The 7,777-nt window shown below is 74.3% G+C and carries 8 protein-coding genes; 5 read left to right on the top strand and 3 right to left on the bottom strand.

What is annotated here, in order from left to right; genetic code table 11:
* Positions 1-125: 125 nt before the first annotated feature.
* Positions 126-1,109 (bottom strand): oxidoreductase, encoded by a 984-nt coding sequence (locus tag ACFU7Z_RS31880; protein ID WP_380781307.1) that lies wholly within the window; start codon positions 1,107-1,109, stop codon positions 126-128.
* 73 nt (positions 1,110-1,182) lie between these two features.
* On the opposite strand from ACFU7Z_RS31880, the gene ACFU7Z_RS31875 reads away from it, so the two are divergent.
* Positions 1,183-1,605: a MerR family transcriptional regulator gene (locus tag ACFU7Z_RS31875; RefSeq protein ID WP_380781305.1), complete on the top strand. Its 423-nt coding sequence runs from the start codon at positions 1,183-1,185 to the stop codon at positions 1,603-1,605.
* A 92-nt stretch (positions 1,606-1,697) separates the two neighbouring features.
* Entirely contained in the window at positions 1,698-2,456 is a 759-nt protein-coding gene (locus ACFU7Z_RS31870; RefSeq protein ID WP_380781303.1) for a DUF6215 domain-containing protein, read from the top strand.
* 23 nt (positions 2,457-2,479) lie between these two features.
* Here the strand turns inward: ACFU7Z_RS31870 and ACFU7Z_RS31865 are convergent, their stop codons facing one another.
* A complete protein-coding gene (locus ACFU7Z_RS31865) occupies positions 2,480-3,346 on the bottom strand; it encodes a hypothetical protein (protein WP_380781301.1) in 867 nt (288 codons plus the stop codon).
* Between the two features lie 50 nt (positions 3,347-3,396).
* Between ACFU7Z_RS31865 and ACFU7Z_RS31860 the strand changes: the two genes are divergently transcribed.
* Both ACFU7Z_RS31860 and ACFU7Z_RS31855 read left to right on the top strand, forming a co-directional pair.
* On the top strand, positions 3,397-4,743 hold the full coding sequence (locus ACFU7Z_RS31860) for a hypothetical protein (protein WP_380781299.1): 1,347 nt from the start codon (positions 3,397-3,399) through the stop codon (positions 4,741-4,743).
* 122 nt (positions 4,744-4,865) lie between these two features.
* Positions 4,866-5,537, top strand: a complete 672-nt coding sequence (locus ACFU7Z_RS31855; RefSeq protein WP_380781297.1) for a DsbA family oxidoreductase — start codon at positions 4,866-4,868, stop codon at positions 5,535-5,537.
* Positions 5,538-5,577: 40 nt separating this feature from the next.
* On the opposite strand, the gene ACFU7Z_RS31850 is transcribed toward ACFU7Z_RS31855, so the two are convergent.
* Entirely contained in the window at positions 5,578-6,255 is a 678-nt protein-coding gene (locus ACFU7Z_RS31850; protein WP_380781295.1) for a hypothetical protein, read from the bottom strand.
* A gap of 268 nt (positions 6,256-6,523) precedes the next feature.
* On the opposite strand from ACFU7Z_RS31850, the gene ACFU7Z_RS31845 reads away from it, so the two are divergent.
* The coding region (locus tag ACFU7Z_RS31845) for a serine/threonine-protein kinase (RefSeq protein WP_380781293.1) at positions 6,524-7,777 on the top strand (1,254 nt) is incomplete at its 3' end.

Genomic DNA, 7,777 nt, shown 5'->3' with positions numbered 1-7,777 from the left:
AACACGACCCACCCCCACAGACAGCCAACCCGCCCCGACCGGCACACACTTACTGTCCCACGCCCAACCCAACCGACTTCGCCAGCAGAGTCGCCGGGCCGACTTCCCGCTCCGTGTTCGGCGGCTCAGCGGGGCACCGGGGTGGCGGCGGTCGCGGCCAGCGAGAGCTCCCAGAGGCGGGCCGCCCCGTCCGGGTCGACGGCGTACGGGCGGACGCCGCCGTCGTCCATCGGGGTGCCCGGACCGGCGGGGCGCGCGACCTCGCAGTCCTCCAGGTAGAGCCCGCCCAGGCCGTCGAGCAGCGGCGAGGTGGCCGCCCACAGGCCGGTGGCGGCGCCCTGGGAAGGGGACTTGAAGTCCGCGCCGATCACGGTGCCCCGCTCGTCCACCCAGCCGCGCTCGACCTGCTCCTGCCGGGTCATCTCCCGCTGGAGCCCGGTGATGATCTTCCCGGGGTGGAGCGCGAACGCCCGGACGCCGTCCGCCCGTCCGAGCGCGTCGAGGTGCACGGCGAACAGGGCGTTGGCGGTCTTGGACTGGCCGTACGCCAGCCACTTGTCGTAGCCGGTGCGGAAGTGCGGGTCGTGCCGCCGGATGTCCGTCAGGAAGTGCCCGGCCGAGCTGTTGACGACGACGCGGGCGCCGTCCGGGGCGGCGGCCAGCAGCGGGTACAGCTCGCAGGCGAGCAGGAAGTGCCCGAGGTGGTTGGCGGCGAACTGCCCCTCCCAGCCCGGCCCGACGCGCCGCTCGGGGGTGGCCATGACGCCGGCCACGGCGAACAGGAGGTCGAGGCGGTCCGTGGTCTCGCGAATCAGCCCGGCGGCGGCGTGGACGCTCGCGGGGTCGGCGAGGTCCATCGGGACGATCCGGCTCCCGGTCCCCGCGAGCGTGGCGCGGGCGGTGTCCGGGCGGCGGGCCGGGACGATCACCTCGGCCCCGGCGGCGGCCAGCGCCCGGGTGGTCTCCAGGCCGAGGCCGGAGTAGCCGCCGGTGACAACGGCGGTACGGCCGGAGAGGTCGAGGCCCGCCAGGACCTCCTCGGCGGTGGCGGCGGCGGAGAAGGGCGAGCCGATCGGCTGCTGCTGGCGCTGGAGCTGAGTGGTGGTCATGGCGATGACCGTAGGAAGTGGAGCGCGGTCTAGATCAAGTCCCGCCCCGGTGTTCTTCCTATGCTCTGACGCCATGACGGAACTCAGCATCGGCGAGGTCGCCGAACGCACCGGGCTCAGCGTGCACGCCCTGCGCTTCTACGAGCGCGAGGGGCTGCTGGTCGGCCCGGTGCGGCGCACGGCGGGCGGTCGGCGGCGGTACGCCGTGCTGGACGTGCGGTGGCTGGAGATCTGCGTCAGGCTCCGCGAGTCCGGCATGCCGCTCGCCGACCTGCGCCGCTTCGCCGAACTGGTCCGGCAGGGCCCGGGCAACGAGGCCGAACGGCTGCGGCTGCTCGACACCCACCGGCAACGGGTCGACGAGCGGATCCGGGAGCTGGAGGAGTGCCGCTCGCTGATCGCCTGGAAGACCGCCGTCTACGCCGACCACCTGGAGCGCGGCGAGGCCGCCGGGCTCTGGGACCCGACGGTGGAGAACCGGTCGGCCCGGGCCTGATCCGCCCGGCACCACGGCCGGCGCTACCATCGGCCCGGCTCATGGGGCCCTCGGGTGCTCGGGGCGGGCCACTCGAACGGGGGGATCCAGGAATGGCGTCCGACGCGGCCGACACCACCGACGCCGCAACCACAGCCGACATCGCCGACATCGCCGGAACGACCGACGGCGACGCGACGACCGGCACCGCCGACGGCACCGGCACCGGCGCCGGCGCCCGGAAGCGCGGCGGCCGACCGGGCCTCCGGACGGCGGCCGCGGCGGCCCTGGCCGTCGCCCTCCTGGGCGGCCTGTGGGGGCTGGGGTTCCTCCACCTCCCGAAGCCGGGGCACGAGCCGGGCGGCCCCGGAAAGCCGGCCGAGTGCGCCGCGCCCCGCCCCACCGACAAGCCGGGCTACCCGGCGCTCTGCGCGGCGCTCAACCGCCCCGACCTCCCGGCCCTGCTGGGCACGCCCGAGGACCGCGTCACCGTCGCACAGCCGGCACCGATCACCTTCGGCACGGACGTCATGGCGGAGGTGCGGCTCACCCACACCGTCGTGAGCCTGCTGGACAGCAGCACCTCGCTCGAGGACACGCACGACATGCGGCGGGTCTACACCTGGCCGGCCACCGTCCTCGGCCACCCCGCCGCGACCTACTGGTCCAACGCGACATCGGTCATCCCCGGCGGGAAGCTCGGCCCCGCCACGCGGAACATCGTCGTCGCCCAGGACCCGGCGGCGCCCGGCGGACGGGCCTTCGAGGTCGTCGTCTTCCGCGACGACGGCCTGACGCCCGACGAGGCGACCCTGACCCGGCTCGCCGAGACGGTGCTGCCCACCGTCCCGGGCTGGGTCCCGGCCCCGTAGCCGGACACGGCGGGCCTCCCCCCTCAGGCGTCTCCCTCGTCCTCGTCCTCGCCGTAGGGCGGGATGGTCCAGCGCAGGACCGTCCCGCCCGCCCCGTCGGCTTCGAGGGTGACCGGGAAGGCCTGGCCCCAGTCCCGCCCGCCGTGGTGCCGGACCGCGTGGTCACCCAGGCACCAGTCGATCCCGAGCACCTGGCAGCCGCCGACCTCGATCGCGCCCACGTGCAGCGGGTGGTGCAGGCCGGCCCGCCGGAAGGTGAAGTAGTCGACGTGCTTCTCCACCGAGGTGGCCACTCCCCTGCCGGGCAGGCCGCCCCGCCAGGTGCCGATCTCGGCCTCCAGCGCGACCGCCTCCGCCACCGGGAGGTCGAGCCACCCGTACCGGCCCCCGTCACCCTCGTACGAGCGCATCCGCTCGCCGCCGAACCGCTCGTGCGCCTCCTGCTCGTACCGGCCCCAGTAGGAGAGGTCGGCGAGCCCGTCGGCCGGTTCGTCGTCCAGGCTCGTCCACGCGTCCAGCCCGACGGCGTCGCCGACCACCATGCCGCTCCGGTCGACCGGCAGGTCCCCGAGCAGCACCGGGCCCTCCGCACCCTCCGGCCAGGGCAGGCCGAGGGCGATCTCCAGCGTCGCGATCGTCGGCTCCTCGTCGAAGGCCGAGGGCTCGGTGGTGGCCCGCACCGCCAGCGGCCGGTCGGCGGCGGCCGGGACGGCGACCGCCTCGCACTCCTCGTCCCGCAGGTGACCGCCTCCCGTCTTCGCCGCCGCCGCGGCCCGCACCGGCAACGGATCCCCCAGCTCCCGCCAGTAGTCGATCCAGGTGGCCATGCCGAGCACCACCACCCCGGAGGGCGCGGTGACGAATCCCAGGTCAACGAAGGTTTCGGGCATCCGTCGATTATCTCCGGGCAGGACGTCGCCCCGTCGCCTAGCCTGGCCCGGTGAATCTTGACGATCTCGCCTGGCAGCGGCAGTTCGACGGCGGGATAGAGCCCGCCATGGCGGAATACCTGGCCCGACAGGGGCAGTTGGAGTTGCTGATCGAGACCGCACGGGACCGCGGTGAGTGGTTCTGCGCCGAGGTGGCGGTCGGTGAGCTGTGCGAGGCGGGGGAGTTCGAACGGGCCCTGACGGTCCTGAAGCCGTTCGTCGCGGTCGGCTGGCCGTTCGCCGTACGGGAGTCCGCCTCGATCATGGTCCGGCAGGGCCGGATCGAGGAGGGGCTGGCGCTGGTGCGTCCGGACGCGGCCGGCCTGGAGTCGGCGTTCGACTGCCGCTGGTTCGCCGGGGCGCTGGTGGAGGCCGGGCGGGTGGACGAGGCCATCGGGGTGCTCACGCCCCACCTCGGGGAGCCCTGGATCCTGGAGTCCCTGGTCGATCTGACCAGGGGGGAGAACCGTGACGCCCGCGTCCTGGAACTGCTCGCCCCGTGCGCCGAGCGGGCCCTGGGCGGCGCGGCGGACTGCCGGTGCTCCGCGGCCGGGGGTCGGCGCGAGTGCCGGCACCAGCCGTCGGAGGTGCTGGTGAAGTACAGCCGCGTCCTGGAGCGCATGGGCCGGGCGGACGAGGCGATCCGGCGGCTGGGACCGGTCCTGCCCGCCGTCCCGGGCGTCGCCTGGCGGTACGCGGAACTCCTCGCCGACCAGGGCCGGTTCGAGCAGCTGCGCGAGCTGGCCACCGGCGAGCACGCGGGGCTCGCCCTGAACCAGTACGCGAAGGCGCTGGAGGAGCAGGGCGAGCTCCGGGAGGCCGAAGCCGTCCTGCACGAGGCCCTGGCAACAGACGCCGAGTACACTCGCCGACGCCTCATGGCCTTCCTGGCCCGCCAGGGGCGCCTCGACGAGGTCGTCGACGTCGGACGGCCCACGTACGAGGACGCCGAAGGGAGCCTCCTCCACGAGGCGATCGACCTGCTGATCAGGGCGGGCAGCCCGGAGCGGGCGCTGGAGCTCGTGGACGGCCTCGGCGCCGCGTACGTCGAGGCGCATGCCGACGTCCTGGGCTACACCCGGCTGCGCCTGCTCGCGAAGGCCGGGCGCTACGCCGAGGGCATCGCGGAGGCGCGGGCCCTGAGCGAGCGGGAGCCCGGCCAGTGGGACACCACGCTGGCCTGGCTGCTGGATCTGGACGGCCGGCCGGACGAGGCCCTCGACCTGCTCCGGTCGTCCACCGAGCGCGAGGCCCACCGGGCGATCGCCCAGATCCTGACCAGGCACGGCCACTACGCCGAGGCCGTCGCCGTCATCCCCACCGTGCCCGCCCAGCGCGAGGCCTGGGACCGGCGCTGAGGCAGGAGGCCGCCGACCGGCCGGCCCGAATAGTTCAGTGAGAGAAATATTCAGGTGGACGGGGGCGTTCCGGCAGGAGCAGGCGCGGGAGGTCCCCGCGAGGCTGGAAGGAGTGCGGCGCCGTGCGCGTGGAGATCTGGACCGACATCAACTGCCCCTGGTGCTACATCGGCAAGGCCCGGTTCGAGCAGGCACTGGCGGCGTTCCCGCACCGCGAGGAGGTGGAGGTCGTCCACCGCTCCTTCGAGCTGGACCCGAGGGCGCCGCACGAGGCCCGTCCGGTCGTACCGCTGCTCGCCGCCAAGTACGGGATGAGCCTGGAGCAGGCCGAGGCGGCGGAGGCCCGGATCGCCGAGAACGCGCACGCCGAGGGCCTGCCGTACCTGCGCGAGGGGCGCGACGCGGCGAACTCCTTCGACATGCACCGGCTGCTGCACTTCGCCGAGGAGCACGGCCGGCAGGGGCAGCTGCTGGACGCGCTGTACCGGGCGAACTTCGCCGAGGAGCGGTCGGCCTTCGAGGAGGGCCGGCTGGTCGAGCTGGCGGTCGAGGCCGGGCTGGACGGCGAGGCGGCCGCGGCCGTCCTGGCCGACCCGGAGGCCTACGCGGAGGCGGTGCGCGAGGACGAGACCACGGCGAGCGCCATGGGGGCGACGGGCGTGCCGTTCTTCGTCCTGGACCGGCGCCTCGGCGTCTCGGGCGCCCAGCCCACGGAAACGTTCACCCGCGCACTGGAGCAGGCCTGGGAGAGCCGGGTCGCCCTGCCGCTGGCCCCGCTCGCGCCCAAGGAGTGAGGCGGGGCGGAGCAGGAAGTCGGCCGGGCCGACTTCCTGCTCACCCGGCTTGCCAGCGGTGGGCGTAGACGATGTGCAGGCTCGCCGGAACGCCCTTGGCCGCCCGCCCGGAGCCCCAGCCCTCGTGGTCGAGCTCGATGCAGTAGTGCTCGTCGGGGCGCCACCCGAAGCGCCACCCGGGGGCCTCGCGGGTGAACTCGTGGAGCTGGGAGCCCGACCAGCGGAAGGCCGTGGGACTGCCGGTGACCACCAGCGTGTGGGCGGCCCCGGAGAAGCGGAGCCGGTCCCGCCAACCGGCGAAGTGGTGGCGTTCGTAGTCGATCTCCTCCTCGGACGGGAAGTCCGTCACCGGCAGGTCGACGGTGTGCGGCGTCCCGGCGCCGAGCCGCGCCCGGACCTCCTTCCAGCGTGACGCGGGGAAGCCCAGGCTGTGGTGGACCAGCAGCAGGTCCAGCCGGTCCTCGGACGGGACGTCGCCCAGCCCGGCCGGACCGGCGTTGGCCCGCAGCGGCAGGTGCACCAGGGAGCGCCGGGAGCGGGCCGCCAGGGCCCAGGCGGTGGCCAGGTCCTCGGCGCCCTGCCGGTCGAGGTGCAGGTGCATGTACGTGCTGCCCGGGCCGGCGTACAGGAGGGCCCCGGCGGTCTGCCGCGCCGGGGTGATCACCCGGTACTCGTCCCGGCCGAGCCGCACCCGGTGGATCTTCGTTCGCAGTCTCACCGGGCCTTCGTACCGGAGACCGGCCCGGGCTGTCCTTCGGTTTTCCTCCGGCCGGAGCCGCGCGGCGCTGCTCCGCCACGAGCCAGGCACCCCGGGGTGTCCTTGCGGGATCCGGCTCCCTGCCCGGCCGGAGCCGCCCCGCGCGACAGTTCCGAAACATTCAACCCCCGTGTGTAAAAAGACCATTGAGGCCACCTCGTCGCCTGGCACACACTGTGCACCGACGCCCTTCCGGGGGCGGGGTCATGACACACCAGGGGGTAGGGGCATGATCGACAAGGACACCGTCCTCAACCACCGGTACCGGCTGCTGGAGCAGCTCGGCCGTGGCGGGATGGGGACGGTCTGGCGCGCCCGGGACGCCGTCACGGAACGGGACATCGCCGTCAAGGTGCTCAACCCGGGCCTGCTGGAGGATCCGACCGCCACCGAGCGTTTCCGCCGGGAGGCGAAGGCCGTCACCGGGATCGGCCACCCGGGCGTCGTGGGCGTCCACGACTACGGGGAGAGCGGCGCGGAGGGCACCGACGGCACGGAGAGCACCGACAGTACGGACAGTACGGAGGGCAACGGCGCGGACGGCACCGACGGCCCGAAGGGCGCCGACACCGGCCCGCGCTACGCCTACATCGTGATGGACCTGGTCGAGGGCCGGCCGCTCAGCGCGGTGCAGAAGGACGAAGGGCCGATGCCGCCCGAGCGGGCCCTGGCCATGGTGGCCACCGCACTGGACGCCCTCCAGGCCGTCCACCAGTCCGCCATCGTCCACCGCGACGTCAAACCGTCCAACCTGCTGGTGCGCGAGGACGGCGCCGTGCTCGTCGCCGACTTCGGCCTCGCCCTGGCGATCGCCGACTCCAAACTCACCACGTCGAACGGATTCATCGGCACCGCCTCCTACGCCTCCCCCGAACAGGTCGACCCTTCTCCCGACAACCCCGTCACACCCGCCGCCGACCTCTACTCGATGGGGGTCGTCTGTTACGAACTGCTGGTCGGGAAGCTGCCGTTCGAGGGCGGCCGCGCCATGCAGGTCGCGTACAAGCACGTCAACGAGCCGGCGCCGGAGCTGCCGGACACCTTCCCGCCGGCCGTCCGGGCGCTGGTCGCCAAGGCCCTGTCCAAGGCGCCGGAGGACCGGTACGAGAGCGCCGCCGAGATGGCGGCGGCGGCACGGGCGGCGGTCGGACTGCCGGTCGGGGACGCCGCACAGCGGCCGGTCAGGCTGTGGAAGAGCGCCCCGAGGACGGGCGGTGCGGGCCCCGCTCCGCGGAGCGAGCCGGTCCCCTCAGCCGAACTGGTCGTGAAGGTGTCCCCGGTCGTCCAGGCGGACGCTCAGCAGACGGCCGAGCAGAGCCGCCGCCGCTCGCGGCGGCGCCGCCTGCTGGTACCGGTGATCATCCCGGTCGTCGTCTCGTTGGGTACGGCGGGCGCCCTGCTGGTCGACCGCAACCCGTTCAGCGCCGACGCCGCGCCCGGAAGCCGGTCGACCACCGCCGTGACCGCCCCGCCGCCCGGGGGC

It is taken from the genome of Kitasatospora sp. NPDC057518 (assembly GCF_042802075.1).
Classification (GTDB): Bacteria; Actinomycetota; Actinomycetes; order Streptomycetales; family Streptomycetaceae; genus Kitasatospora.
Note: the sequence above shows the minus strand (reverse complement) of the source record. Positions and strands in the feature narration are given on the sequence as shown.